This is a genomic window from Bradyrhizobium sp. LjRoot220, assembly GCF_964252915.1.
Lineage (GTDB): Bacteria > Pseudomonadota > Alphaproteobacteria > Rhizobiales > Xanthobacteraceae > Bradyrhizobium.
On record NZ_CAXUPS020000005.1, the window covers coordinates 48,467 to 72,986 of the forward strand.

Consider the following 24,520-nt stretch of genomic DNA (forward strand, 5'->3'; position numbering starts at 1 on the left):
CCCTATGCTTGCCGAGACTGCGCGGCCAATCATCCTCACCGGGGATCGCACCACGGGTCCCCTTCACCTTGGCCACTTTGCAGGCTCCCTGAGAAATCGGGTTGCGCTTCAACGGACGCATCAACAGTTCATCTTGCTGGCCGACGCACAGGCCTTGACGGACAATATCGGCGATCCCGAAAAGGTGCGCAGCAATGTGATCGAGGTGGCCCTTGATTATTTGGCCGTCGGCATCGATCCGATGGAAACGACGATTTGTGTGCAATCCGCACTGCCCGCGCTCGCCGAACTTGCACAGCTCTATCTCAATTTTGTTTCCGTGGCTCGATTGGAGCGCAATCCGACGATCAAGGATGAAATTCAGATACGGGGCTTTGAGCGGGATATTCCCGCGGGCTTCCTGTGCTATCCGGTGGCGCAGGCCGCAGACATCACTGCATTCAGGGCAACCGTCGTGCCGGTGGGATTGGATCAGGCTCCGATGATCGAGCAGACCAACGAAATCGTTCGTCGGATCAATCGGCAGGTCGGTCGTGAGCTATTGGTGGAAGCAAAGGCGCTCATTCCTGCAGCGGGACGGCTTCCTGGCACCGATGGAAAAGCGAAAATGAGCAAATCGCAGGGTAATGCGATTTCGCTTTCAGCCTCGCCGAGCGAGATCAGCGCTTTTGTAAATCGTATGTACACAGATCCAAGCCATTTGCGCGCATCCGATCCCGGGCTCGTTGAAGGCAATGTTGTCTTTACCTACCTTGATGCGTTCGACACCGACCGCGCCGCCGTCAATGAATTGAAGGAACGGTATCGGCGCGGAGGGCTTGGCGACGTGACGGTCAAGCGCCGCCTGGAAGACGTATTGCAAGAGCTGCTGAGACCGATTCGCGAACGTCGCGACGCCGTGTCTCATGATCTCGGTTACGTGCTCGATGTGCTGCGTTCCGGCACGGCCAAAGCGCGCGCAATAACTCAGTCGACCCTCGATGAACTGCGCGATGGTTTGGGCTTATTTTCGCTAAACAGACCGGTATGAGATCGGCTGCTTTTGTGCGAGTAGCCGCCGCACCATTGTTATGCTGCCTCTGATAACGATGGGCGACTTAGGTTCGTTTTACGAAACTCGATGCATATGTGGCGGTCGAGCCGGGATCTTCTCTCACGCCTTCGTCAGACATCGGTCTGGCGCGCACATTCCAGGACACGCGTTCTCAGCGCGGCGTCTGCCATCAAGACAGATCCGTCCCGGCCGGTGGGTTGACCTTCCAGGTCTCCTTCTTGGTGGACAGCGTAATCAGCGTTTCGGTGCGCTCCACACCGTCCACCGCTTTGATGGTTTCGGTAAGAAATCGTTCGAGATCGCGCGTGGTGCCGACGCGAACCTTCAAGAGATAATTCCAGGCGCCGGTGATGTGGTGGCATTCCAGCACGTCGGCAGAGGCTTTCGCGCGTTCCAGAAATTCCGCCTCGACCTTCGGGTTGCTCCAGCTCACCATGATGAAGGCGAGCAAATTCAGGCCCAGCGCTTCGGGTGCGATCCGCGCGTGAAAGCCCGAGATCATTCCACTTCGGACCAGCCGCTTGATGCGATCGTTGATGGTCGAGACGGCAATGCCGGTCTTCTCGCTGAGCACAGCCAGCGGTTGCCGATCGTCTTCCTGGAGAAGCATCAACAGTTGCCGATCCGTGTCGTCAATTCTGGGCATGAGGCTTCACCGGAAAGTCGCTGGGGTTCGGGGGTTCGCAAGTCTTCCGGAATCTGACCGATCGCGGACCGCGCGCAAGGGCAAAGTACGACCTTGACGGCCAAACATCCGTATAATTTGCGGAATGTACCATGCAAACCACAAGTGCACCGGAAAAGGTCAAAAAGTCCGTAATTTTTACAGATTGGAACCGGGCTCCGGGTATGGTGCCGATGTTCCCCGAGGTCGATCGGGGGTCGCCATGAAAGGCCCAGACCCGATGCTCCGCAAATCGATTCTCGTGACGTCATCATGGATGGTGCTGGGCGCCGCCGCGTCGGCGGCCGATCTGCCGGCTGCGGCCCCGATGCCGCCGGTCGTCGCGCCCGGCTGGGCCGGTTTCTATCTCGGCGTGCACGGCGGTTATGGCTGGGGTGACAACAATTTCAGCCAGACGCTCTTCCCTTTGCCGCCCTACGCGGCCGTTCAGGGCTTCAGGTCGCAAGGCGGGCTTTATGGCGCCCAGGCCGGCTACAACTGGCAATTTGGCCGCGCGGTGACCGGATTCGAAATCGACTTCAGCGCCGCCGACATCCGCGGCAGTTCGGCGACCGCCTCGCAGGAATTTCCAGGGCTGGGAACGCTTTCGAGCAGCCGATTCGATCGCGTGAAATATCTCGGGACCGCGCGGGGCCGGCTGGGTTGGCTGCCGACGGAAAATTTTCTACTCTACGGCACCGCAGGCGCGGCATGGGAGCGCGTCGACGAGGGACGAAACACGTCGATCGGCCCGCCGCTCAATGTCACCGCGCTCAGCAACGCGCCATCCGATCGGTTCGGCTGGGTCGCGGGCGTCGGCGTCGAGACGATGTTGTTCGGTTCGAGCTGGATCGGACGTCTTGAATATCTGCATTACGATTTCGGCACCGTCGCGCAAACGGCGAGCCGTATCTCGAGCGTGCCGAATGGATCTTTCTCCGACCATGCCGGCCGGCAGACCATCGACACGGTGCGCGCGGCGCTATCCTACAAATTCGCTGACCCCGGCGTCGCTACTCAAGCGAGGTACGCGAAAGCTCCTGCTGTCGCGGCGGCTTCAGGCTGGGCCGGTTTCTATCTCGGCGCCCACGGCGGTTATGGCTGGGGTGAAAACAATTTCTCCCAGAATGAAAACGAAGTCCCGCCCGTGCAAATCGGCGGTCCCAAACTGAAGGGTGGGGTTTATGGCGGCCATGCCGGTTACAACTGGCAATTCGGCCGCACCGTGACCGGTTTCGAACTCGACTTCAGCGCCGCCGACATCAAGGGCTCGACGCAGGTCAATTACTTCCTGCCGGTGCCGGGCACGGTGACGACCATTTGGGCCAACAAGGTTGAAGCGCTCGGCTCGATCCGCGCGCGGCTGGGTTGGCTGCCGACCGACAATTTATTGCTCTACGGCACCGCCGGCCTCGGCTGGGAGCGGCTCGATCGAACGTTTACCCGTTCGACAGCGCCGGTAGCGGGCGTGACCACCAGCGTGGGCGCCTCGGCGGTCGACCGTTTCGGCTGGGTCGCCGGCGCCGGCATCGAGGCGATGTTGCCGGGCGGCAACTGGATCGGCCGGCTCGAATATCTGCATTACGGTTTCGGCACGGTTCAGGGCGCGGCGGTCGAGACCGCCGCCGGTGTCAGCTCCGTCTCGACGGCCGGTAACCACGGCATCGACGTTCTGCGCGCAGGCTTGTCTTACAAGTTCGGCGAACCGGCCGCGGTGGCGCCGGTGCGTTATGCCAAAGCGCCCGCTATCGCGCCGTCGTCGACCTGGGCCGGTTTCTATCTCGGCGCCCATGGCGGCTATGGCTGGAAGGACAATGACTTCAACCAGCAGATTATTGGCGACACGCCGACCGGCGGCATCAAGTCACGCGGCCCGCTCGCGGGCGGTCATGCCGGCAACAACTGGCAGTATGGCCGCGTGGTGACCGGCCTGGAGATCGATTTCAGCCTTGGCGATATCAAGGGGACCTCGACGCCAACCATCAACATCTTTGGTGGCGGCACGCAAACCATCACGCTGTCGGACGATGTGAAATATCTGGCCACGGCGCGGGCGCGTCTCGGCTGGCTGCCGGCAGAGAATTTCCTGCTCTATACGACTGGCGGTTTGGCGTGGGAGCGGCTGGAGCGATCCCGCATCATCGCCCAAATCGGCCCGGGAGCACTCACCCAAACGGAGACGGCAACCTCGCCTTCGGACCGCTTCGGGGCGGTGATCGGCGCCGGTGCGGAATGGATGCCGTTTGGGCCGAACTGGGTCGGGCGGGTCGAATACCTGCACTACGACTTCGGCAAGTATGAGAACGCCAGGACGTTCACATCGACGGTGCCGGGTGCCGTGCCTTTTGCGGAGCGCCGGGGCCGGCAGACCATCGACGTGGTTCGCGCCGGTGTCTCCTACAAGTTCGATTCGGCTCAGCCGATCGTCGCGCGATACTGATCGTTCGCCGCCCGCAGCGGCGCGTTGCCGCGCGGGCGGCGGATACATGCTGCCCTCACCTGTTAGGTGAACGTGGCCATGACGGAAGCCGAGGCCGTCATTGCGAGCGCAGCGAAGCAATCCATAGCGCCGCACAAAGAAAGAGTGGATTGCTTCGTCGCGGAGCCTGTCATCGGGCGCGCATTCGCGCGACCCGTTGGCTCCCTTGCGCAAACGCTTCGCGTTTGTCGCAGGCAATGACGAGGGGAGTTGTTTCGTATCTACCTTGTCATCCTGTTCCACGCATCGAGCCCGGCAATCTTGTAGGCTTCCGCCAGGGTCGGATAGTTGAACGTGTTCTGGATGAAATAGTCGATCGTGCCTTTGAGGTTGAGCACGGCCTGGCCGATGTGGATCAGTTCGGTGGCGCCTTCGCCGAGGATGTGCACGCCGAGCAGGCGGCGGGTCTTGGTCGAGAAGATCATCTTCATCATGCCGCTGTTCAGCCCCATGATGTGGCCGCGCGAGGTCTCGCGGAAGCGCGCGACGCCGACCTCATAGGGGATGCCGCGGGTCCGCACCTCTTCTTCCGTCAGCCCGGTGGTCGAGATCTCCGGTACCGAATAGATGCCGTAGGGAAAGAATTCCGGCGGCGCCAACGGCTCCATGCCGAGCGCGTGGCAGGCGGCGACGCGGCCTTGCTCCATCGAGGTCGAGGCAAGGCTCGGAAATCCGATCACGTCGCCGGCGGCGTAGATATGCGGCACGCAGGTTTGCAGCGTCAGCGGATCGACCGTGATGCGGCCGCGGTGATCGACCTCGATCCCGGCCAGGCCGAGGTTGAGCCGGTCGGTGGCGCCGACGCGTCCCGCCGCGAACAGCAGCATCTCCGACATCACGACGCGGCCATCGGCGAGTTTGGTCTGGATACCGCCGCCTGTGCTGCGCTCGATCGAGTTCACCGCCGAGCCGAGCCGCAGCGCGACATTGCGGTCGCGCAGCTCGTGCATGAATTCTTCGATCAGTTCCTTGTCGATGAAATCGAGAAATGTCGACCGTGGTTCGATCAAGGTCACGGCAACGTCGAGCGCGGAGAAGATGGTGGCATATTCGACCCCGATCACCCCGGCGCCGACCACGGCGAGGCTGCGCGGCAGCTTCGGCAGGTCGATGATTTCATCGGAGTCGAACACCGTCTTGCTGTCGAACGGCACGTAATCGGGGCGGAACGGCCGCGTGCCGCAGGCGATCAGGATGTGGGCGGCGGACACGATGCGGGTCTCGCCATTCGCCGCCGTCACCTCGATCTGATGCGGGCCGACAAAGCGGCCTTCGCCGGCCGCGGTGCGCACCAGATTGCGGCTGAACTGATGTTCGAGCACTTCGACTTCGTGATCGAGCGTCTTCTGCAGCCGCACGATCAAATCCTCGGCGGCGATGTCCTGCTTGACCCGGTAGGAGCGCCCGTAAAAGCCGCGCTCGCGCCAGCCGGACAGATTGAGCACGGTTTCGCGCAGGGTTTTGGAGGGGATGGTGCCGGTGTGGACGGAAACGCCGCCGACCCGGCGGCCTTTCTCGACCACCAGCACCGACTTGCCGAGCTTGGCGAATTGCACGGCGGCGCGGCGCCCGGAAGGGCCGGACCCGATCACCAGCATGTCATAGTCGTACATCAAGGCTGCCCCGGGCGCATAAACGCTTTGAAAAAAATGCAGGAAGCCAGATTGCCATGCAGCAATCGGGCCAAATTCCGGGACTCTTACCTCAGGGGTAATCGCCGGGATGATCGAAACTTGTAACGGTTGCGTGCAACGGATTTCGGACAAGGCCGCGCAACATGCACCAGATCGTCAAAAACCGCGTCGATTCCTCGCGCCGCTGGTGGGTGCTGGCGATCGTGGTGTCCGCGCAATTCATGTTCGGGGTCGACGCCTTCATCGTCAACGTCGCGATCCCGACCATTGCAGCCGAGCTGCAGGCAAGCGCAGCCCAGATCGAGGCCGTCATCGCGGTCTATCTGATCGCCTATGCCACGCTGGTGGTCACCGGCGGCCGGCTCGGCGATATCCATGGCACGCGCAACGTGTTCATCGCAGGCGTGTTCGGCTTCACCGTCACCTCGCTGTGGTGCGGACTGGCGCAGTCCGGCCCCGAACTCATCCTGGCGCGGCTGGCGCAGGGCGCGACCGCGGCGCTGATGGTGCCGCAGGTGCTCGCCACCATTCATCTGCTGTTTGCCGATGGCGCGCGTGGCCGCGCCTTTGGCATCTACGGAATCGTGCTGGGTCTGGCCGGGGCGGCCGGCTTCCTGCTCGGCGGCATCCTGGTGACATCAGACCTTGGAGGATGGGGCTGGCGCGCGGTGTTTTTCGTCAACGTGCCGTTCGGCGTCATCATCATCGCCGCTGCAGCGAAGCTGATGCCGATGGCGCCGCGGCGCGCCGGCACGCGGCTGGATATTCCTGGCGCCATTGTGCTGTTCGCAGGCTTGTTGTGCCTGATCGGCCCGCTGCTGTTCGGTCACGATCTGCACTGGTCCATCTGGGTGTGGCTGGTGATGGCCATCGGCGTGATCGTCATCGCCGGCTTCCTGCGGCTGGAACGCTCCGTCGCGCGCCGCGGCGGCATGCCGCTGATCGATCTTTCGCTGTTGTCGGACCAGGCGTTCATGCGCGGGTTGTCAGCGGTGTTCTGTTTCTTCCTTGCCAATCTGTCGTTTTATCTGGTCATGACGATGTTCATGCAGAAGGCGCTGCATATTCCGCCGCTGCAGGCCGGACTGGTCTTCCTTCCGCTGGCACTGACGTTCGTGATCGCTTCGCGCCACGGCGGCGTGCGCGCAAAGCATCGGGGTACGCTGGTGCTGATCGAAGGCTGTGCCGTGCAGATCGCAGGTCTCGCGGCGCTGGTGGCTGTTATCGAATGGACCAGTGCGCCGTCCGCTATCCTGCTGGCATTGGTGTTGACGATCTACGGCTACGGCCAGGGACTGGTGATGGCGCCGTTGTCGAGTTCGGTACTCTCAACCGTCAAGCCCGCGAGCGCCGGCGCAGGCTCCGGCATGTACGGCACCACAGCGCAGATCGCCAATGCCGCGGGCGTCGCCGTCATCGGCGCGGTGTTCTTTGCGATCGAGGCGGCAGCCTCGTCGCGCTTGGCGCTGCTCGCCGCGTGCGCGCTGTTCGCAGTGTCGATCATGGCATGTGCCGCATTCCTGACATGGATGCGGCGCGCGACTGCCCGATGACAAATTAACGTCGATAACGAAAATTCACTTCTGCGAAATGACAGTGCACGGTCTTTTTATTTTGCACTGCAGCAACTATCTGGTTGATGTGTCGTTGTCAGAGCGATCATCCCCAGGAGCTGCAGTTTGTCCCTCGTCAAGAACGTCGAATTCCTGCGCCATTTTTCGAAGCTCAACGCCTTCAATGGCTTGGCTGGGTATGGCCGGGGCGGTGCACCCAGCCCGCTGGTGGAAATTAACGATTTCGGCTCGAATCCCGGCGCGCTTCGGATGTTCTCGTTCGTACCAGAGCACCTCTCGCCTGCGCCGGCGCTGGTTGTCGTGCTGCATGGCTGCGGCCAGACCGCGGCCGGCTACGATCTCGGCACCGGCTGGTCGACGCTGGCGACGCGCTACGGCTTTGCGTTGCTGATGCCCGAGCAACAGGCTTCGAACAACGCCAACACCTGTTTCAACTGGTTCAATCCGGAAGACATTGTGCGCGATGGCGGCGAAGCCGATTCGATCCGGCAGATGATCGCGCGCATGGTCGGCGATCACAATATCGACTCACGCCGCATCTATGTGACCGGGCTCTCCGCCGGTGGCGCCATGACCTCGGTGATGCTCGCGACCTACCCCGAAGTGTTCGCAGGCGGCGCCATCATCGCCGGTCTTCCTTTCGGCATTGCCAGCAACGTGCGGGAAGCGTTGAGCGGCATGATGCAGTCGCCGTCACGCCCCGCGAGCGAACTTGGCGATCTCGTTCGCAACGCCTCTGCGCACAAGGGTCCGTGGCCAAGAGTGTCGGTGTGGCACGGCAGCGCCGACCGCACCGTCAACCCGGCCAACGCCGACGAGATCGTCAAGCAGTGGCTCGATCTGCACGGGTTGCCGCATCAGCCGATGTCGTCAGGCGAAGTCGACGGCCATCCCCGCGACGTCTGGTGGAATGCCGACGGCGAGACCATCGTCGAGTCCTACACCATCACCGACATGGCCCACGGCACGCCGCTTGGCGTGGCCGGCAACGACGAGCCGTATGGCGCGGAAGGCGCGTTCCTGATCGAGGCGGGAATTTCGTCGTCCTACCACATCGCGAATTTCTTCGGCCTGACGGAGCGGATTCGCCAGCCCAAGGTCGAGCAAAAGACCCCTGCCAAGGCCCCGACGGGAGTTTCGCGCGAGCGCGCCATCGCGATGACCGTTCCGGTGCCCGCGCCGGAGCCGGATCTTGCGACCGTGCTGTGGCCGCGGGCCACACGGGCGCATCAAGCCAAGCCGCAGGCCCCGCGCCGCCGCGGCATCGACGTCGGCGGCGTCATCACCCGCGCGCTGACCGCCGCCGGACTGATGAAATAACACGCGGTCGTTCGCGGAACATCAGCGAAGTTGTTGAACCGGACGTCATCCTGAGGTGCGAGCGTAGCGAGCCTCGAAGGATGGGTCACGGGCCCTTCTCATCCTTCGAGGCGCGCAAGAGCGCGCACCTCAGGATGACGGGAGATAGCGAGCGCGCCACCCCGATCTGATTCTAGTTGCGACTCACATCTCGCCGGTGAGGAACGGGTTGGTCATCCGTTCCTGGCCGATGCTGGAGCCGGCGCCGTGGCCGCAGACGAAGCCGACATCGTCGCCGAGCGGCAACAGCTTTTCCTTGATCGAGTTGATCAGCGTGGCATGGCTGCCGCCGGGCAGATCGGTGCGCCCGACCGAGCCCGCGAACAACACGTCGCCGACATGGGCGAAGCGCAATTCCTTGTTGAAAAACACCACGCTGCCCGGCGAATGGCCGGGGCAATGCAGGATGTCGAAGGTCAGATCGCCGATCGAGACCTGATCGCCCTCGTCGAGCCAGCGGTCGGGCCCGAAATTACGCACGCCGGTCATGCCGAACCGCTCGCCGCTCGAGACGACATTGTCGAGCAGGTATTTGTCGGCGATGTGCGGCCCTTCGATCTTAACACCCAGCGCATCGCGCAGTTCGGCAGCGCCGCCGACATGGTCGATATGGCCGTGCGTCAGCCAGATCTTCTCGACCGTAACCCCGGTCTGCTGGATCGCGGCCTGAATTTTCGGCACGTCCCCGCCGGGGTCGATCACCACGGCTTTCTTCGAGGGCTCGTGCCAGATGATGGTGCAGTTCTGTTCGAACAGCGTCACCGGAACGATGATCGCGCCGGCTTTCGGCGGAGTTTCACTCTGGCCTTGGTTCGGATTTTGGTCGTGGTTTTGGTCGTGGTTTTTCTGGGTCATGGCGGCAGATTGCCGATTTTTGGCGTCTCGCCAAGAGAAAGATTCGGGAAAGATTCGCAAAGATTTGCGTACTAGAGGGGAACAGCCGCCTGTCGTCGTCCCGACCCTGAGCCGGGACGACGACAGGTATTCGCGGCTTCGTCAGCGCTCGATCTGCGCCTTCAGCGTATCCTCGACGACGCGGTCGAACGATGACGCTTTCGTTGGCGCCTTGGCGCGCGCTTCGGCGACGTATCTGTCGCGTTTCGCCACCAGTGCACCGAGTTTGTCGTTGAGCGCCTTGCGCTGGCTCATCTGCTTGTTGACTTCATCGACGCGCTGCTCGGGCTTCATCGCGCGCAAATTGTCCGGCAGGTCTTCCTCCTTGATCGAGGAAAAGCTGCTGCGGCCGGCCGAGACGTCAGCGACCAGATCGCCGTCGCCGGTGACGGCTTCATATGTCGCCCTGGAACGCTTGTTGAGATAGCTAGCCATTTCGGAGGCCTGCGACGGTGCGGCTGCCGCCACCCTCGACAATTGCTGCGTCTTGTCTTCGGTGCGCTTCTGCATCGCGCGCGGTCCGTAGGGGATCACGGTGCCGTTGATCTCGCGCTGCAGGATGATGATGTCCTCGTCGAACGGCGTTTCGATCACGACAACCTGTCCGCCATCCTGGGGGATCGGAATGAAGCGGCCATTGCCGTTCTGGGCGATGTCGCGCCACACCCGTTCGGTGTCGGCGGCGGTGCCGGCGAGCACCGCGTTGACGATGATGTCTTTTTGTTTTGCTACCTTCAGCGTCACCGGATATTTGGTGTCCTGCGCGTAGTCCATGTGCGGCGGCGCGTCGCCGACCAGGAACACAATGCGCCTGACGTCGCCGCCGTCGGTCCATTGCAGCTTGTTGACTGCGATGTCGAGCGCCTCGTTGACGCTTTCGGGCCAGTCGCCGCCGCCACGGGCTTTCAGCTCCAGGAGATTGGCGTAGAGATCCTGGATGTCGCGCGTCAGTTCGACCTTTTTGGTCACGTAGTCGTCGCCGATGTCGCGATAGGCGACGAGGCCCATGCGGATCTCGGCGTCGGGATTGGAATCGACGATCGCGGTCGCGATCGACCAGATCTTGCGCTTGGCGCCTTCGATCAGGCCGCCCATCGAGCCCGTGGTGTCCAGAACGAACGCGACTTCGACGGCGGGCTTGGCGAGGGCCTGTGACAGGCCGGCGGTCAGGGGCAGGGTTGCGAGAGCGAATGCCAGTGAGCGAAGCGTGATGCGTTGATACCTGAAGCGTTGCTTCATGGTTTCTCCTCCTCCATATGTTCCGTCCCTCGGAACCAAAGTTCCCTCGGCTTCGCGGTGGGCTGTGGTCCGAATCAAGGCGGGCTGGGTACGAATTTGCGGCGCATTCCGCACCGCCGCCCGATGGCGACCGCCCCGGAATCGGATAGGCTAGGGCGCATGGAATCGCCCGCCCGCCAGGTCAGCCTCGCACCGCCGCCGGACCGCCGCCAGTCGGAGACCGCGCTGGCGATCGCACGCGGCACCGCCAGGATGCTGCGAACGCTGGGTTTTTCCTGCATCAGCGAACTGCCGCTGCCCTCGGGACGGCGGGCCGATTTGGTGGCGCTGAACGAAAGAAGCGAAATCTGGATCGTCGAGATCAAGTCCTCGGTGGAGGATCTGCGCGCCGACCAGAAATGGCAGGATTACCGGATGCATTGCGACCGGCTGTTCTTTGCCTTCACCCAGGATCTGCCGTGCGAGATTTTCCCTGAAGGCACCGGCCTGATCATCGCGGACGCCTATGGCGCCCATCTGCACTGCGAAGCGCCTGAGCATCGCCTGACCGCGCCGACCCGCAAGCTGATGACGGTGCGGTTCGCGCTTGCTGCCGCGCAGCGGATCAACCGGCTGGTCGATCCGCAGGGTCACGCGGAGTTTTAGCACCCGATCACACCGCCAACGCGAATTACCTCTCCGGTTGGAGAAGAGCGATGCCAACGTGGAACGGTTAGACGATCTTGAAGCTTTTCTGGCGATCATCGAACAGGGCAGCCAGGCGGCGGCCTCGCGCCATCTTCGACGTCCATTGCAATCCCTCAACCGGTCGCTGATCGCGCTGGAGCGCGCCGTCGGCGTCGAGCTCGTCAAACGCACGACGCGGCGCTCGGAACCCACGGAGCCCGGCCGGGTGTTCTACGAACGGGTCAAGCCGGCGGTCGCCGAGATCATTGCGGCGCGGAACGAAGCCGCCAATGCGCGCGGCGAGGTGTCGGGCCGGCTCAAGGTCGGCGCCCCCGTGCTGTTCGCATCCAGCTATGTTGCGCCGATCGTCAGCCGATTTTTGATGCTCTACCCGAATGTCGAGATCGAATTGCGGGCGTCCGACGAACAAGTCGACTTCCTCGCAGAGGGCCTCGATGTTGCCGTGCGTATCGGCGAATCCGCTGACGATTCGCTGATTGCGCGCCGATTGCACGCATTGCGGGTCGTGACCTTTGCAGCGCCGGCGTATCTGGCCGATCGTGGCCGGCCGAAGCATCCGAAGGATCTCATCACCCACGCCTGCATTCTGCGGTCCGGCACGGACGCGGTCGATCAATGGCCGTATCGCATCGGCGGCAGGGAGCAGGCGATAAAGGTGAACGGTCGGTTTCGCACCAACAGCGCGGCTGCGATGCGCGCGGCGGCAACCGAAGGCCTTGGCCTTGCCCGGCTGCCGCTGTGGCAGATCAGGGAGCCGGTTGAGCAGGGCGTACTCGAAATCGTGCTGTCGGAGTTCGAAGACGAGGGCATGCCGATCCAGCTGGTCTGGCTTCCCACGAAGGCGCCGATGGAACGAACCCGGCGTTTCGTGGACTTCCTGGCAAATGGCTTGAAGGCCGATTTGCTCTAGAGCGTTTTCAAGCGAAAGCCTGTCCCGCACTTGATGCGGGATGGATACCGGTTCGCGTGAAGAAAACGCGTCAAACAAAAGAGCCTTCAGAATAGATTGTAACCCGGTGTCAGCAGGTTCGCCGGATCGTAGCACCGCTTGGCTTCGCTAAGCTGCGGCCAGCGCGGGCCGAAATGATCCTGCCAGTCGGCGGGCGACATGGAAAAGGCGCTGACCGGATACAGCACACCGCCGGCCTTGCGAATGCGATCGTACAGTGTGCGGTTTTGCGCGACCATCAATCCGGCTGCGAGCGGATCGTTGGACGCCGGGATGCGGATGAGATTGAATGGAAACACGATCTCTTCGTCCGGGAGGCGAACCAGCGGGGTGCGAAATGCACTCGTGCGCAGCGGATAATAGGTCATCCGTCCGAACGGGCCGATATGCGCGGCGCTCATTCCGTCGAGCACCTCGCCGGCAATCTGTTCGGCGTTGCTGCCACGCAGGAAGGTGAGAAGCCAGGGCTGCGGGTTGGTCCACTGGCCCTTGGACCGCAGCAATTGCTCGAACTTCGCGAACGCCAGCGCGTCGTCCCGGTAGCTCACGTCGGTGATGATGGCCAGCTTGCGGTCGTCGGACAAGGCGGACAGCACGGCGCGGTCATCGGGAGGCGCTTCGCCGCCGTAAAATACCGCGCCTTCGAGCTGGTATTGCCAGCCGCCGCTGCCGCCGGGGAGTATTGCTCCTTGCACCTGGTCAAAACGTGCTTCGTTCAATGCGCGGCGTTGGTCGGCCGTGAGCGACGCCAAATCGCGATAGAAAAGCTGATAGCGGCGAACACGCTCCGGGGCGCGTACCAGGTCCAGCGTGGCCCGCGTGACGACGCCGCACTGGCCCAGGCCGGCGCGAACTGCGTTGAAGAGATCGGCATTGGAGGTGGCCGAGCAGGTCAGTTCGCGTCCATCGCCGGTCACCACATCGAATTCGCTGACATGGTCGGTTTGCATCCCATGTCGCGACGACATCGGGCCGATTCCGCCGACCGCCAGCGTGCCTCCCACCGACAACCCGAGATAATTGGTGAGTACGGGCGGCGTGAGCCCTTGCGCCATCGTTGCTTCGAAAACGGTTTTCCAGGTTGCGCCGGCGTCAACGACGATGCGGTCCGGCTGGACGTGATGGATTTTGTCGATCGCACCCATGTCGATCACGACGCCGTCTTCTGCGAGGGCACGCCCGTAGATCGAATGGCCTTGCCCGCGCGCGGCCACTTTTAATCCCCGATCCCTGGCCCATTGCATCAGCCGGGCGATATCCGCGGCCGAGGCCGGTTTGAACACCGCGCGCGGCTGTTTGTGAATCATGCCGCCGAAATCGCCGGCCGCGGCGGCGCGAACGCTTGGGTCCCAACTGATATCGCCAGCAAGCTGCGCGTGATCGGGATCGGCTTGCGCCGCCCCCATCAATCCATGCGTGCAAGAGGCAATTGTCGCGGTGGCGCCAAGGCCGGCGCCCAGAAATGTGCGTCGATCGGTCGTCATGAAGCGTTCCTTTCTTAAGGGAATACCCAGCGCCAAGTTCGAAGTTGGCGCCGCTCATGACGTGAAACAATTGCCGGGGGCCGGGATGCACATTCCCGCAAACCGGGAGAATTGGCAGCGACGGTTCCCGCGTGATGGTCCGCCAGAGCGGACCATCTGCTTTTTTAGGGGGCTGAAAACCGCTTAAGCGGACTTGCCGTAATTGTAAAATCCCTTGCCGGTCTTGCGGCCGAGATGGCCGGCGGCGACCATTTCCTTCAGCAGCGGCGCGGGCCGGTATTTCGGATCGTTGAAGCCTTCATAGAAGACTTCCATGACCGACAGCATCGTGTCGAGGCCGATCATGTCGGCCAGCGCGAGCGGGCCGATCGGATGGTTGCAGCCGAGTTTCATGCCGGCGTCGAGGTCTTCGGCGGTCGCGATCCCCTCCTGGAGCGCGAAGATCGCCTCGTTGATCATCGGGCACAGGATGCGGTTGACCGCAAAGCCCGGGCTGTTCTTCGCCGTGATCGGCACCTTGCCGACCCGTTTTGCAAAATCGGCGGCCTTGGCGTGGGTGTCGTCGGAGGTCTGCAGACCGCGGATCAGTTCCAGCAGCGCCATCAGCGGCACCGGATTGAAGAAGTGCATGCCGATGAAGCGGTCCGGACGGTCGGTCGCGGCCGCCAGTTTCGTGATCGAGATCGAGGACGTGTTGGTCGCGACAATCGCGCGCGGGTTCAGCGTCGCGCAAAGGTCCTTCAGGATCTTGATCTTCAGGTCCTCCCGCTCGGTCGCCGCTTCGATCACGAGGTCGCAATTGGCAAGCTTGCCATTGTCCGTCGTCGCGGTGATGCGCGCCAACGCGGCTTGGCGGTCGGCATCGGTCATCTTCTGCTTGTTGACGAGGCGCTCGAGGCTGCCAGTGACCGTCGCCATTCCCCGCGCCACCGCGGCATCCGAGATGTCGATCATCGTCACCTGCAGCCCGGCCGCCGCGCAGACCTGCGCGATACCGTTGCCCATCGTTCCTGCCCCGATGATGCCAATCGTTTCAATCATTGCTTGCGTGCCTCCATTGCTGAACACCGGCTTCGGCCGTCGTCTGGCTTACCGTTAGCAGACGGCGGCCGGGAGCAAAACCGGTCAAAACCGGCTGAGGCAGGAATCACGCGGGGCGAACGCCCGGTTTACGTCACCGGTATCCATATCTCGATGCCGCCGAGACCGGTTCGCGGATTGAATGTCGGCAGATGCTTTTCGAGCCACGGTCCGTCGGAAACGACCTTGCCGCTTTGCGGTACCCACCGGTCCCAGATCGCTGCGTAGGTTCTCGCGATTTCGGAGACGTGTCCGATATGTGTGAACACCGCGTAGGTCTGCGCGGGCACGCTCACGGCAACGAGGCCCTTTGGCGGGCTGCCTGCGGACGACACGATGACGCCCGTCAGGTATGAAAAATTGCCGTCGCCATCCATGCCGGTGGTGACGCTCACCGGTATAGGTTCGGCCTTGTTGTCGATATCCTCGTACATGGTCATGAACTGCTGCCATTGACCGGGGATCGCCTGCATGTTCGCCAGGCTTTGCTGGCGCGACAGCCCGACCACGGTCAACGGCCCCTGTTTTTCGATCCGGGGCTCGATGCTTCCGTTGGCTGACGCCGTATTCGGAATGCTTGCGGGTTTCATCATGCTCAGATTCTCCGTTGTTCCGTGCCGTCGCACCGCTTCAGGCGTGCAATCGAATTGCGCCTTGAACGCACGTGAGAACGCCTCATGCGAGGCATAGCCGGTGTCGAGCGCCACGCTCAGGATATCGGCAGCACCTTCGGCCAGCCTCTCAGCCGCGTTGCTGAGGCGGCGCGCCCGCACATATTGCATCACCGGCATGCCGACGCGGGCTTCGAATGCGCGCGCCATGTGAAACTTCGACACGCCGCATCCGTCGGCGATCTCGGACAGCGAAAGCTCGTTGCCGAGATTTCGTTCGATCATCCAGATTGTCTTTGCAGCCAGTGACATGAATTTTCATTTAGCAAGCGGCGATCGGCTTCGCTTGATTGGGATTGCGCAATCTCGCCGGCAATCCTTCATTTCATCTTCGCTTCGGCCGCGATCAGTTCCTTGCCTTCCGCGGTCCTGATCGTCAGTTGGACCTGTTCGGCGCTGCCGGCGTCAGGAAACGACGCAAAAATGCGATTTCCGTTTTTCGGGTCGGCTGTCACGGCATCGTCGAACAAGACAGCGTCGCCGTGTTTCATGAGGACGCGCAATGGCGTCGCCGGTTCGATGCTGAACAACTGAAGGGTGACGCCGGACGCCTCGGCCGAAAGATTGATCAGGATGCTTTCGTTCGCATGCGTCACATTGCTCATGCCGACGGTCGGACTGTAGGTTTCCGCAATGGACACTTCGCTCCGCGCCGGAAACTCGGCGCTGTGGAAGAACTCGTCGGAAACCCCCGCCCATAATTCGATGTAGGGCCGCGCCGGGTTGGGGTCCCGGCGTTGGTCGGTTTCGTTCGTGAAGGAGGGAAATCCCCACGTCCACATCTTCAGGCCGCGCGTGATCGTATTGTCGGCGATCCGGATGATCCCCTCTTCATTGTCGTGGTTGATCACGCCCCAGAAATTGCCGCCCTGCATATCCGGCGCGGCATAGGCGATGCCCATCGTCGGCCAATTTTTGAAGTAGCGCAGCTTTTCGAAGCGGCTGTTGCCCGCCCCCGCACGCTCGTCGCCGTCGGACAAGTGTTTCGACCAGGCGGGCGTGCGGTAGGCTGTGATCGGCGCGATGATCTCGGCGCCGCCGGTCGTCCTGGGATGGTTCGGCTCCGAACCCGGCGCCAGCGTCGCGCAGGTCCAGTACTCGTACGGGATTGCCTTGTCGTGCGGGTTCTTCAATACCAGTCGCGCATCGACCGCGGCGCGACCGGCTTTCAGCGTGACATAGTAGGTCGCTTCGATGCCGCTCGCACGCTTCCTGAATTTGTCCGGTGCCGCCGCATACACGACATTATCCGTGAATGACATCGCCACCGTCACTTCGCCGGCACCTTCCTTCACGATCCTGAAATCCCACGGTTTCGGCCATGTCTTGCCGTGCTCGGCATCCGGAAACGTGGGGAAGATGCCGCCATACACCATCAGCCAGTCGTAATAGAAATTGCCGGCGCCGATTCCATAGGGCACGCCCACTTCGGTACGATAGAGCTGTTCGTGGCCGGTCGGCTTGTAGATGATGGAAAGAATGCGCCCGCCAAATTCGGGCAGCAGCACGACCTTCAGGTAGCGGTTCTCGAGCCCGCGGGTTTTGAACGTGCGGTCGACGATGGTGTTCCTGTCGGGCGACCCGCTGACCAGTCCGTTATCCTCGGAGGTCGCGTATTGGACGGTGCTCCAATGCACCGTCTGCTCGCTGAGCGATACCTGGTCTGGCCCGGGCGATGCCGCGTGCGCGGCATGAAATGCGAGCATCGCCGAAACCACTCCAGCCGTGAAGCGGAGACCGATATGCGTGGGAGCCGCAATTGCCATTGACGTCGCCTTCGAAGGACCGGGCGATCCTATCGCGCCACGGCTGGTTTGTTGAGGCGATAGGTGCGATTTCTCCCGCCGGCTCAAAGCCATCGAGCGCGTTTGAAACGCAGGTAAAGCACGGTGCAAAGCAGGGCGATAATGCCAACGACGACAAAGTAGCCGTATTGGGTCTTCAACTCGGGCATATTTTCGAAATTCATGCCGTAGATCCCGGCGATCGCGGTGGGTACGGCCAGTATCGCGGCCCAAGCGGCCAGCTGCCGCGTGATCACGCCCTGACGCTGCTGCTCCAATAAATTGCTCACCTCAAAGACCGACGTCAACACGTCCCGCAACGAGTTCACCATCGCTTCGACGCGCCGCACGTGATCCAGGACGTCCTGAAAATAGGGGCGAGCATTGGCGTCGAGGCACGGAGACTCGAGGTGTACGAGGCGGCTGCAGACCTCCGTCATGGGACCGATGATTCGCTTGAAGCGGATCAGTTCCTGGCGCAGCCCGAAGAGTCGCTTGACCTCTGCGCGGCTGAGGAAGCTGTCGAGGGCGCTTTGCTCCATGTTCAGAACGCGTTCCTCGATCGTCTCGACCACCGGCAGATAGCCATCAACGATAAAGTCGAGGATGGCATGCAGAACGTAGTCTGGGCCATGGCCCAGCAAGCTCGGCGCCGCTTCGAGTTGAGCGCGGAGGCCGCTATGCGCCCGTGCGGAGCCATGGCGAACCGAAATGATGAAGTTCGTCCCGACAAAAATTGCGGTTTCGCCGTAGGCGATGCGGTCGTGCTCGAGATGAGCGGTGCGCGTCGTCACGAACAGCTGGTCGCCGTACACGTCAACCTTCGGCATTTGGTTCGCTTTGAGCGCATCCTCGATCGCAAGCGGATGAAGCCCATAGTTCTTCTCAAGCTGTTTGAGTTCTTGTTCCGAAGGTTCGAACAATCCGATCCAGACAAATTCGGATTTGCCCTTCTTGCAATCGATCGGCTCGTCCAGCGAAACGGCTTTTACTTTCTTGCCGCTGCGATACAGGTGGGCTGCCACGACGCTCACAACGCGCTTCCTCCGGACCGATTGAGCGGGGTGTACAATCCCACCATAAATCGCCTGGCGAGCCGCATGAAGCTTAAATTCCGCATCTCCCCGGTGGGCCGTTTGAACCCCGGGAGCCAAGAAAAGGCAATGCACCGATCCTGATTTGACGCCTTCACGCCGCCAAGCTGGGCCCAGACTACGTCCCCGGTGGCCGGGCAACTGACATCCCCCGGCGGCGTGCCGCGACGCCTCCGGCCAACGTCAATCCAGCATGAAACCAATTCACGCTGGAACCGTTGACTTTAATTGCGTCGCATTTGGGTTCAGCTGCTTTGCAGGCGTGAGGGCCATGCAATCTCGGTCTCCGCAGGTCCTTGCCCTGGTCGCGAGCGGTTCTAGCGTTCTCGGGATCGGCGCTGTTCTCGCTGCCCTGATGGAATTTGGTCCTCATGCGCGGCACATGGCCGTGCATATCCTCGTCATGAACGTCGGGGCACCGTTGCTGGCCGCGGTCGGGCTTGCGCGGTGGAAGCTCGCCGCGCGGGGCGTATCCTTGCTCTGGTTTGCGACCTTTGCCCAGATCGCGCTGCTGTGGGGCTGGCATCTGCCGGTGGTGCAGAGCCTCGGCGCGGACGTGCCGGGGGTGATGATCGCATCCCACGCCGCTTTGTTGTTGGCTGCGACAGCGTTCTGGATGTCGCTGTTCTCGCTGTCCGGTGCCTCCCGCTGGCAGGCTATTCCGGCCCTTCTGGCCACCGCAAAACTGTTTTGCCTGCTCGCGGCTCTGCTGGTGTTCGCGCCACGCGCGCTTTACGGGTCCGCAGCGCATGCCGCGCACGGGCTCGACGATCAGCACCTGGCGGGTCTTCTAATGCTCGCGGCGTGCCCGCTGAGCTATCTCGTTGCGGCCGTGGTCATGACGGTTCATTTGATCGGCGCCGACCAGCCGTCGCGTGCGGTGCCGCCGATCCAACGACCTGCCGGCTAGCTCATGCGCATCGCCCCGCCCGCGCGCATCATCCGCTTCATCCTGATAGCCGGGCTGGCAGCGCTGCTCCTCGGCTTCCTGTTCATGTGGTCGGGCCTCTACACCGTCGCGGCCAGCCGCGGGCACTGGGCGGTGACCGAATGGGTGCTGACATTCGCGATGCGCAATTCGGTCAAGACCCACGCGCTCGGCATCGAGGTCCCGCCGCTCGGCAATGCAGATCTGGTGACGCTTGGCGCTGCGCATTTCCACAGCGGCTGCGCCTATTGTCACGGCGCTCCGGGTATCCCGATCAGCCCGGTCGCGCGGGCCATGCTGCCGCCGCCGCCCGATCTTGCGACCAACATGCGGACCTGGCGCGACCGCGAGCTGTTCTGGATCATCAAGCACGGCATCAAATACACCGGCATGCCGGCCTGGTCGGCTCAGCAGCGCGACGACGAGGTGTGGGCACTCGCCGCCTTCCTGCGCCGCCTCCCGCGCCTCGACGCGGCGCAATACCGCGACCTCGCGCTTGGCGGCCTGCCGGTGCCGCCGCAGAGCGGCCAGAGCTTGGCGACGAGCGAGACGATGGCCCCTGCGGTCGGCGCCTGCGCGCGCTGCCACGGCGCAGGCGACGGCAGGCCCGCCAGCTCGCTCGTCCCGATCCTGCACGGCCAGCCGGCGGAATTCATCATCGCGTCGCTTCAGGCTTACACGAGTGCGCAGCGCGCCAGCGGAATCATGCAGCCGGTCGCGCGCGCCCTTGCCAGCGACGATTTCAGGCGCGTGGCTGACTACTATGCGGCTCTCAAGGCGCCGCCGGCTCCGGAGGGACCAACGGACGCATCCGCGATCGCGCGTGGCCGCACGCTCGCGGAGAATGGCGATCCGGCTGCACGAATCCCGGCCTGCGCCGGCTGCCATGGCAACGAGGCCTTGAAAACCTATCCTCGCCTTGCCGGGCAAAACCTCGGCTACCTGCTCAACCGGCTGCGGCTCTGGAAGAATGGCCTCGCGCCAGGCACGGCGGGTGAAGCCATCATGGCGCCAATCGCGCGCGCGCTGAGTGAGCGGCAGATCGAAGACGTCGCGGCCTATTACGCTTCGGGCGACCCTCGTGCCGGTGGCCCGCGATGAACGGCTTCCTTCAATCCGTGCTGGTGCCGCACGGTCCGCAGGCCGGGCAGATCGCCACGCTGGCCTGGATATTGTTCGGATTCGGTTCGCTCATCCTTGCGCTGGTCATAACCGCGATCTGGCTCGCCATGCGCGGCTCACCGCGTATCCGTGAGGCGCTCGCCCGCGAGCGCACCATCATGGGGCTCGGCCTTGCCTTGCCGGTTGCCACGCTCACGATCCTGCTCGGCGGTGGTATATGGCTCACCCGCGCCCAGACCGGACCTACGGACGATGCCCTGCGCATCGAGGTGACCGGCGAGCAATGGTGGTGGCGCGTCGTTTACGATGGTCCGGCGCCGGCCGCGAGCGCCAACGAGATTCGAATTCCGGTCGGGCAGCCGGTCGATTTCACGCTTAGGGCGGCCGACGTGATCCACAGCTTCTGGGTCCCAAGCCTCGGCGGCAAGGTCGACATGCTCCCCGGCAGGATTACGCGCCTGCGGCTCACCGCCGAACGTGCCGGCGTCTATCGCGGACAGTGCGCCGAATATTGCGGCGGCCCGCACGCGCTGATGAGTTTTAAAGTCATCGCGATGCCGCGCGACGAATACGATACATGGTTTGCCCGCGAGGCCGGTCCGGCGGCTGCCGGTGCAACCGAGCTGGAGCGGCACGGCCAATCGCTGTTTCTGGCGGCCGGTTGCGGCACTTGCCATGCGGTGCGCGGCACCGGTGCGGCGGGTGCGATCGGTCCGGACCTGACGCATCTGGCGGCGCGCGGATCCGTCGGCATCGACACCGTGCCGCTCACGGCCGACAATCTCGCGCGCTTTATCCGCGACGGGCAGCACCTCAAGCCGGGCAACCGCATGCCGGAATTTCGCATCTTCTCGCCCGCCGATGAGACGGCACTGGTCGGCTATCTCATGAGCCTGCGATGAGCGAGCCTTCACAAGCGCGCCTCGCCGGCCACCCGAACAAGCTGCCGCGCCCCAGTGGCGAACTCGAAGCGCTCAAGGCCGCCTGGGAACTGCCGAAGGGCTGGCGGATCGTCACCGCGGTCAACAACACCGCTGTGGGCTACTTCTATGTTGCCACGGCGGTGCTGTTCTTCCTGCTCGCGGGAATTCTTGCGCTGCTGATGCGGCTTCAACTCGCCGTACCCAGCAATACATTCCTGTCGCCGGAGACCTACAACCAGATCTTCACGATGCACGGCACCGTGATGATGTTCCTGTTCGCCGTGCCGGTGGTCGAGGCGATGGGCATCCTGCTGCTGCCGCAAATGCTCGGCGCGCGCGACCTGCCGTTTCCGCGCCTCAGTGCGTTTGCGTTCTGGGTCTATTTCGTGGGCGGGCTGATCTTCTTCGGCACGCTGTTCTACGATGTCGCGCCCTCGGGCGGCTGGTTCATGTATCCGCCGCTGACCGGCGCGCAGTATTCGCCCGGGCTGGGCGCTGATTTCTGGCTGCTCGGCATCGGCTTCATCGAAATCTCCGCCATCGCGGGCGCGATCGAACTGATCGTCGGCGTGCTGCGCACGCGCGCCCCCGGCATGACGCTCGACCGCATGCCGATGCTCGCCTGGACCATGCTCATTTTCGCGGGGATGATCGTGTTCGCGTTTCCGGCGGTGATCCTCGCGACAATGCTGCTCGAACTGGAGCGCGCGTTCGGCTGGCCGTTCTTCATTCCGCAGAAGGGTGGCGACGCCCTGCTGTGGCAGCATTTGTTCTGGTTCTTCGGCCACCCGGAGGTCTACATCATCTTTCTTCCGGCCGCCGGCATGGTGTCTATGATCGTGCCGACGATGGCGCGGACGCCGCTGGTCGGTTACCGCATGATCGTCGTCGCCCTGATCGCGACCGGCTTCTTCTCCTTCGGCCTGTGGGTGCATCATATGTTCACCACGGGCATCCCGGCGCTTTCGCTGAGCTTCTTCTCGGCGGCCAGCATGGCGGTCGCGATCCCGAGCGGCATCCAGGTGTTTGCCTGGATCGCGACGATCGCGGCCGGCCGCCTGCAGCTGACGGCGCCTTCACTGTTCGTACTCGGCTTTCTGTTCATCTTCACGCTCGGCGGGCTGACCGGCGTGATGGTCGCGATGGTGCCGTTCGACTGGCAGGTTCACGACAGCTATTTCGTGGTCGCGCACTTCCACTACGTGCTGGTCGGCGGAATGGTGTTTCCGCTGTTCGGCGCCTTCTACTACTGGGCGCCTGCATTCAGTCGCCGGGCGCTCTCGGAACGCTTGGGCAAGGTGACATTCGCGCTGATGTTCGCAGGCTTCAACGTCGCGTTCTTTCCGATGCACATCTCCGGGCTGATGGGCATGCCGCGCCGCGTCTATACCTATCCGGCGGTCGCGGAGTGGGGCGTTCTCAACATGATCTCGACCGTCGGGGCATTTCTGTTCGCGGCCGGCGTGCTGGTCTTCCTGTTCGATCTTGCTCGCCATCTGCGGCCGGCGCTGTCCGATCCTGCCGGGGACGTCTGGAAGGGTGCCTCGCTCGAATGGCTGCACAACCACGTCTACGGGCCGCGCAGCATTCCCTTCGTGACCAGCCGCGATCCGTTATGGGATCAGCCAGGACTGTCGGAAGCGTCGAAAGCGGGACGCCACTATCTGCCGGGCACGGTGACGGGGCGGCGCGAAACCATCATTACCTCGCCGATCGAGGCCACGCCGGAGGCGCTTCAGCGTCTGCCGGGTGACGGCTGGCCGCCGTTGCTAGGCGCGGTGTTCACCGCCGGCTTCTTCATGCTGCTCACCGTGAAATACGTGACGCTCGCCTTTGTCTCCGGCGCGCTCGCGCTCACGATGATCCTGATCTGGATGTGGAGCAGCGATCCAGGGCCACTGCCTCGGGCCGATATCGGCCATGGCATCAAGGTGCCGACCTATGTCAGCGGTCCGCTCTCGCATTCGTGGTGGGCGATGGTGGTTCTCCTCCTGGTGGCGGGGTCGCTTTACCTGTCGTTGGTGTTCTCCTATCTCTTCCTCTGGACGGTCTCGCCGCAGGTCTGGCCGAAACCGGAGCAAATGCCGCCGTCATGGTGGCCCATCCTCGCGGCGATGATGCTCGCCGCGAGCAGCGGCCTGATCGTCCTTGCGGGCCGCCTTCTTTCTCTCCAATCGCGCAACGGCGCCGCCTTCATCGGCGGGGTCGCCGTCGCGGCCCTGTTGCTTGGCGGAAGCCTCGGCGCCGAAATCCTGTCGCACTGGCGCGCCGGGCTTCGCCCGGAGGCGGATGCCCATGGCGCACTCGCCTACATGGCATCGTTCCTGCAGCTTCAGCTGGTGCTGGCGCTCATCGTCATGGCGGGCTTCGCCATCGCGCGCCGCCTCGCCGGCATGCTGAACCGCAGGCGCCGCGTCGTCTTCGACAATCTCGCGCTGCTTTGGCACTACACGGTCGTGCAGGGCCTGTTCGGCCTGCTGCTCGTGCACGGCTTTCCGAGGATCGCATGACCGCGCCCCGCACCCGGCCGCTCGCCGATTTGCTGCGCCTTTTCGTGGGGCCGGCCGTCTGGTTCTTGCACCTTGCTTTCCTGTACGGCGCGGAGGCCTTGATTTGCACGGCGCCGGCCGGCTCGGGACAAGCGATGGTGTGGCTCGGCGCCGTGGCCACGATCGCGGCGCTCGGTGCCCTTGCGATGCTCGCCATAGCTCCGATGCGGCGCGTGCAAGACCCGCCGGACGAGCACACCGGCGCGGCATTCTTGCGCCAGACCACGTTGCTGCTCGCGCTCTTGTCCGCGATTGGCGTGATGTGGAGCGCGCTTCCTGTTGCCTTGATGCCTGTCTGCGCGGCGGCGGCGAGGTAGGCGGGAACCCCTCCCTATCGGTGCGGTTGTCCGGA

General features: G+C 63.2%; 20 protein-coding genes. 11 read left to right on the forward strand and 9 right to left on the reverse strand.

Translation table 11 applies throughout. The features are described from left to right. Positions 1-4: 4 nt before the first annotated feature. A complete protein-coding gene (trpS, locus tag ACSQ84_RS21510; RefSeq protein WP_436213711.1) occupies positions 5-1,030 on the forward strand; it encodes a tryptophan--tRNA ligase in 1,026 nt (341 codons plus the stop codon). 193 nt (positions 1,031-1,223) lie between these two features. Here trpS and ACSQ84_RS21515 read toward each other — a convergent pair whose 3' ends face one another. After that, positions 1,224-1,700 (reverse strand): Lrp/AsnC family transcriptional regulator, encoded by a 477-nt coding sequence (locus ACSQ84_RS21515; RefSeq protein ID WP_436213712.1) that lies wholly within the window; start codon positions 1,698-1,700, stop codon positions 1,224-1,226. A gap of 241 nt (positions 1,701-1,941) precedes the next feature. Here ACSQ84_RS21515 and ACSQ84_RS21520 point away from each other — a divergent pair, with 241 nt between their 5' ends. Continuing rightward, entirely contained in the window at positions 1,942-4,158 is a 2,217-nt protein-coding gene (locus tag ACSQ84_RS21520) for an outer membrane protein (protein ID WP_436213713.1), read from the forward strand. A 260-nt stretch (positions 4,159-4,418) separates the two neighbouring features. Here the strand turns inward: ACSQ84_RS21520 and sthA are convergent, their stop codons facing one another. Beyond that, the gene (gene sthA / locus ACSQ84_RS21525; protein WP_436213714.1) at positions 4,419-5,810 is read right to left on the reverse strand and encodes a Si-specific NAD(P)(+) transhydrogenase; all 1,392 of its coding nucleotides are present in this window, start codon (positions 5,808-5,810) and stop codon (positions 4,419-4,421) included. Between the two features lie 164 nt (positions 5,811-5,974). Here sthA and ACSQ84_RS21530 point away from each other — a divergent pair, with 164 nt between their 5' ends. Then, the gene (locus ACSQ84_RS21530) at positions 5,975-7,384 is read left to right on the forward strand and encodes an MFS transporter (RefSeq protein ID WP_436213715.1); all 1,410 of its coding nucleotides are present in this window, start codon (positions 5,975-5,977) and stop codon (positions 7,382-7,384) included. A gap of 126 nt (positions 7,385-7,510) precedes the next feature. Continuing rightward, entirely contained in the window at positions 7,511-8,725 is a 1,215-nt protein-coding gene (locus ACSQ84_RS21535) for an extracellular catalytic domain type 1 short-chain-length polyhydroxyalkanoate depolymerase (RefSeq protein ID WP_436213716.1), read from the forward strand. A gap of 183 nt (positions 8,726-8,908) precedes the next feature. On the opposite strand, the gene ACSQ84_RS21540 is transcribed toward ACSQ84_RS21535, so the two are convergent. Both ACSQ84_RS21540 and ACSQ84_RS21545 read right to left on the reverse strand, forming a co-directional pair. Continuing rightward, positions 8,909-9,619 (reverse strand): MBL fold metallo-hydrolase, encoded by a 711-nt coding sequence (locus ACSQ84_RS21540; RefSeq protein ID WP_436213717.1) that lies wholly within the window; start codon positions 9,617-9,619, stop codon positions 8,909-8,911. 141 nt (positions 9,620-9,760) lie between these two features. Beyond that, on the reverse strand, positions 9,761-10,897 hold the full coding sequence (locus tag ACSQ84_RS21545) for a vWA domain-containing protein (protein ID WP_436213718.1): 1,137 nt from the start codon (positions 10,895-10,897) through the stop codon (positions 9,761-9,763). A gap of 159 nt (positions 10,898-11,056) precedes the next feature. Here ACSQ84_RS21545 and ACSQ84_RS21550 point away from each other — a divergent pair, with 159 nt between their 5' ends. Both ACSQ84_RS21550 and ACSQ84_RS21555 read left to right on the forward strand, forming a co-directional pair. Beyond that, on the forward strand, positions 11,057-11,542 hold the full coding sequence (locus ACSQ84_RS21550) for an MmcB family DNA repair protein (RefSeq protein WP_436213719.1): 486 nt from the start codon (positions 11,057-11,059) through the stop codon (positions 11,540-11,542). A 58-nt stretch (positions 11,543-11,600) separates the two neighbouring features. Continuing rightward, on the forward strand, positions 11,601-12,494 hold the full coding sequence (locus tag ACSQ84_RS21555; RefSeq protein ID WP_436213720.1) for a LysR family transcriptional regulator: 894 nt from the start codon (positions 11,601-11,603) through the stop codon (positions 12,492-12,494). 86 nt (positions 12,495-12,580) lie between these two features. Here ACSQ84_RS21555 and ACSQ84_RS21560 read toward each other — a convergent pair whose 3' ends face one another. The 5 genes from ACSQ84_RS21560 to ACSQ84_RS21580 all read right to left on the reverse strand — a co-directional run bounded on the left by ACSQ84_RS21560 (position 12,581) and on the right by ACSQ84_RS21580 (position 18,586). Next, a complete protein-coding gene (locus ACSQ84_RS21560) occupies positions 12,581-14,017 on the reverse strand; it encodes an FAD-binding protein (RefSeq protein WP_436213721.1) in 1,437 nt (478 codons plus the stop codon). Between the two features lie 183 nt (positions 14,018-14,200). Further along, a complete protein-coding gene (locus tag ACSQ84_RS21565) occupies positions 14,201-15,058 on the reverse strand; it encodes a 3-hydroxybutyryl-CoA dehydrogenase (protein WP_436213722.1) in 858 nt (285 codons plus the stop codon). A gap of 128 nt (positions 15,059-15,186) precedes the next feature. After that, positions 15,187-16,020 carry an AraC family transcriptional regulator gene (locus tag ACSQ84_RS21570; RefSeq protein WP_436213723.1) on the reverse strand — a complete coding sequence of 278 codons (834 nt, stop codon included), beginning with the start codon at positions 16,018-16,020 and terminating at the stop codon, positions 15,187-15,189. A gap of 68 nt (positions 16,021-16,088) precedes the next feature. Then, entirely contained in the window at positions 16,089-17,534 is a 1,446-nt protein-coding gene (locus ACSQ84_RS21575) for a DUF5107 domain-containing protein (protein WP_436213724.1), read from the reverse strand. A gap of 83 nt (positions 17,535-17,617) precedes the next feature. Continuing rightward, the gene (locus tag ACSQ84_RS21580) at positions 17,618-18,586 is read right to left on the reverse strand and encodes a magnesium and cobalt transport protein CorA (RefSeq protein WP_436213725.1); all 969 of its coding nucleotides are present in this window, start codon (positions 18,584-18,586) and stop codon (positions 17,618-17,620) included. 442 nt (positions 18,587-19,028) lie between these two features. Here ACSQ84_RS21580 and ACSQ84_RS21585 point away from each other — a divergent pair, with 442 nt between their 5' ends. From ACSQ84_RS21585 to ACSQ84_RS21605, 5 genes are read left to right on the forward strand one after another with little or no spacing between them, the layout of a single operon-like run. Continuing rightward, the gene (locus tag ACSQ84_RS21585) at positions 19,029-19,556 is read left to right on the forward strand and encodes a cytochrome c oxidase assembly protein (RefSeq protein ID WP_436213726.1); all 528 of its coding nucleotides are present in this window, start codon (positions 19,029-19,031) and stop codon (positions 19,554-19,556) included. A 3-nt stretch (positions 19,557-19,559) separates the two neighbouring features. Further along, positions 19,560-20,675, forward strand: a complete 1,116-nt coding sequence (locus ACSQ84_RS21590; protein ID WP_436213727.1) for a c-type cytochrome — start codon at positions 19,560-19,562, stop codon at positions 20,673-20,675. Continuing rightward, on the forward strand, positions 20,672-21,598 hold the full coding sequence (gene coxB, locus ACSQ84_RS21595; protein ID WP_436213728.1) for a cytochrome c oxidase subunit II: 927 nt from the start codon (positions 20,672-20,674) through the stop codon (positions 21,596-21,598). Before ACSQ84_RS21590 ends, coxB begins: the two co-directional genes overlap by 4 nt. Continuing rightward, positions 21,595-24,129, forward strand: coding sequence for a cytochrome c oxidase subunit I (gene ctaD / locus ACSQ84_RS21600; RefSeq protein WP_436213729.1), 2,535 nt, complete (start codon positions 21,595-21,597; stop codon positions 24,127-24,129). Before coxB ends, ctaD begins: the two co-directional genes overlap by 4 nt. Then, positions 24,126-24,485, forward strand: coding sequence for a hypothetical protein (locus tag ACSQ84_RS21605; RefSeq protein ID WP_436213730.1), 360 nt, complete (start codon positions 24,126-24,128; stop codon positions 24,483-24,485). Before ctaD ends, ACSQ84_RS21605 begins: the two co-directional genes overlap by 4 nt. The last annotated feature ends 35 nt before the right edge of the window (positions 24,486-24,520 follow it).

Bases quoted from the DNA above. Each gene is read 5' to 3' on its own strand.
- ACSQ84_RS21590 (WP_436213727.1), top strand. From the start codon at position 19,560: ATGCGCATCGCCCCGCCCGCGCGCATCATCCGCTTCATCCTGATAGCC.
- ACSQ84_RS21515 (WP_436213712.1), bottom strand. From the start codon at position 1,700: ATGCCCAGAATTGACGACACGGATCGGCAACTGTTGATGCTTCTCCAG.
- coxB (WP_436213728.1), top strand. From the start codon at position 20,672: ATGAACGGCTTCCTTCAATCCGTGCTGGTGCCGCACGGTCCGCAGGCC.
- ACSQ84_RS21575 (WP_436213724.1), bottom strand. From the start codon at position 17,534: ATGGCAATTGCGGCTCCCACGCATATCGGTCTCCGCTTCACGGCTGGA.
- sthA (WP_436213714.1), bottom strand. From the start codon at position 5,810: ATGTACGACTATGACATGCTGGTGATCGGGTCCGGCCCTTCCGGGCGC.
- ACSQ84_RS21605 (WP_436213730.1), top strand. From the start codon at position 24,126: ATGACCGCGCCCCGCACCCGGCCGCTCGCCGATTTGCTGCGCCTTTTC.
- ACSQ84_RS21520 (WP_436213713.1), top strand. From the start codon at position 1,942: ATGAAAGGCCCAGACCCGATGCTCCGCAAATCGATTCTCGTGACGTCA.
- ACSQ84_RS21585 (WP_436213726.1), top strand. From the start codon at position 19,029: ATGGCCGTGCATATCCTCGTCATGAACGTCGGGGCACCGTTGCTGGCC.
- ctaD (WP_436213729.1), top strand. From the start codon at position 21,595: ATGAGCGAGCCTTCACAAGCGCGCCTCGCCGGCCACCCGAACAAGCTG.
- ACSQ84_RS21540 (WP_436213717.1), bottom strand. From the start codon at position 9,619: ATGACCCAGAAAAACCACGACCAAAACCACGACCAAAATCCGAACCAA.
- ACSQ84_RS21565 (WP_436213722.1), bottom strand. From the start codon at position 15,058: ATGATTGAAACGATTGGCATCATCGGGGCAGGAACGATGGGCAACGGT.
- ACSQ84_RS21570 (WP_436213723.1), bottom strand. From the start codon at position 16,020: ATGTCACTGGCTGCAAAGACAATCTGGATGATCGAACGAAATCTCGGC.
- ACSQ84_RS21530 (WP_436213715.1), top strand. From the start codon at position 5,975: ATGCACCAGATCGTCAAAAACCGCGTCGATTCCTCGCGCCGCTGGTGG.
- trpS (WP_436213711.1), top strand. From the start codon at position 5: ATGCTTGCCGAGACTGCGCGGCCAATCATCCTCACCGGGGATCGCACC.
- ACSQ84_RS21560 (WP_436213721.1), bottom strand. From the start codon at position 14,017: ATGACGACCGATCGACGCACATTTCTGGGCGCCGGCCTTGGCGCCACC.
- ACSQ84_RS21545 (WP_436213718.1), bottom strand. From the start codon at position 10,897: ATGAAGCAACGCTTCAGGTATCAACGCATCACGCTTCGCTCACTGGCA.
- ACSQ84_RS21550 (WP_436213719.1), top strand. From the start codon at position 11,057: ATGGAATCGCCCGCCCGCCAGGTCAGCCTCGCACCGCCGCCGGACCGC.